The organism is Tolypothrix sp. VBCCA 56010 (genome assembly GCF_050875635.1).
Taxonomy (GTDB): domain Bacteria; phylum Cyanobacteriota; class Cyanobacteriia; order Cyanobacteriales; family Nostocaceae; genus Hassallia.
Genome location: NZ_JBPAOH010000353.1, coordinates 1 through 1,259, shown reverse-complemented (window position 1 = coordinate 1,259; position 1,259 = coordinate 1). Strand labels below are relative to the sequence as shown.

Here is a 1,259-nt window from a genome sequence, read left to right as displayed (position 1 = left end):
GGCGGTGGGGAGGAAGGGAGACAAGTTGAAATAGTGTGTGCGACACGGAACTTTTTTGGGGGGCCACGGCACTCCCGTCCCCCTACCCATCTGTCGCATTCTTTTTTCAAATTGGTATTAGACATAATATTGTAGAAATAATACAATTTTGAATTGATTATGCGCCTAATTCCTCAAACAGATCCGCCGCTGCCACCGAGGGAAACGCTGCCGACGATGTACGATTTGCCAAGCGATAACCCAGAGGAACCAGGTTTGCCGGATGATTTTCACTTTTTACAGCCATTGCTGTTATTGTTAACGTTTCTGCCAACTAATTCAAATTCAGAATCAGTTTACAGTGCTGCTGACCTCAATCTTTACTACGATGTTAGCCATTCTCAGTGGTATAAACGCCCAGATTGGTTTGGTGTGGTAGGAGTGACAAAATTATATGAAGGGGATTTACGTTTAAGTTATGTAACTTGGCAAGAAAGAGCAAATCCTTTTGTTGTCGTTGAGTTATTGTCACCCGGTACCGAACAAGAAGATTTAGGAGAAACGCAAAGCCAACCAAATAAACCGCCTACTAAATGGGAAGTTTATGAACGGATTTTGCGAGTTCCCTATTATATAGTATTTAGTCGCTACACCAATGAAATTCGGGCATTTCACCTTGTTGGCGGTCATTATGAACCGATGAATTTAACAGATAGTCGCTTACCAATGCCAGAATTAGGCTTAAGTTTGGGATTATGGCAAGGAACTTTTCGGGATATTGAGCGGTTGTGGTTGAGGTGGTTTACTTTGTCAGGAGAATTGATTTCCATACCCGAAGAGGAAGCCACTCAAGCTAAACTTGAAGCTGCTCAAGCTAAACTTGAAGCCACTCAAGCTAAACTTGAAGCTGCTCAAGCTAAAAGAAAAGCAGAACAATTAGCAGAACGATTGCGTCAATTGGGTGTGAATCCTGATGAACTGGTTTGACCGAAGAGGCAGGGGAGAAGCAAGCGATCTTACAGGGGGATGTTCATCAGTTTGCCTGTAAGATATCCGAAACGGGTGACTATAAAAGGAGATTTAAAAGCGATCGCTTCTACGAACGCATGAATATCAAGGGTGCTTAACGCTCTGACCCGTTATGTTATAACATCGACCCGTTATCTTATAACATCGCCCCGTTATCTTATAACATCGCCCCGTTATCTTATAACATCGCCCCGTTATCTTATAACATCGCCCCGTTATCTTATAACATCGCCCCGTTATCTTATAACATC

Annotated in this window: 2 protein-coding genes; both read left to right on the top strand. The window is 42.9% G+C overall.

The window, feature by feature from the left end:
• Positions 1–159 precede the first annotated feature (159 nt).
• The gene (locus AABK37_RS41405; RefSeq protein ID WP_432557182.1) at positions 160–966 is read left to right on the top strand and encodes a Uma2 family endonuclease; all 807 of its coding nucleotides are present in this window, start codon (positions 160–162) and stop codon (positions 964–966) included.
• Complete coding sequence (locus AABK37_RS41400; protein WP_432557181.1) at positions 963–1,106, top strand: hypothetical protein; 144 nt, start codon at positions 963–965, stop codon at positions 1,104–1,106. The genes AABK37_RS41405 and AABK37_RS41400 overlap by 4 nt, the downstream gene beginning before the upstream one ends.
• The last annotated feature ends 153 nt before the right edge of the window (positions 1,107–1,259 follow it).

Bases quoted from the DNA above. Each gene is read 5' to 3' on its own strand.
- AABK37_RS41405 (WP_432557182.1), top strand. From the start codon at position 160: ATGCGCCTAATTCCTCAAACAGATCCGCCGCTGCCACCGAGGGAAACG.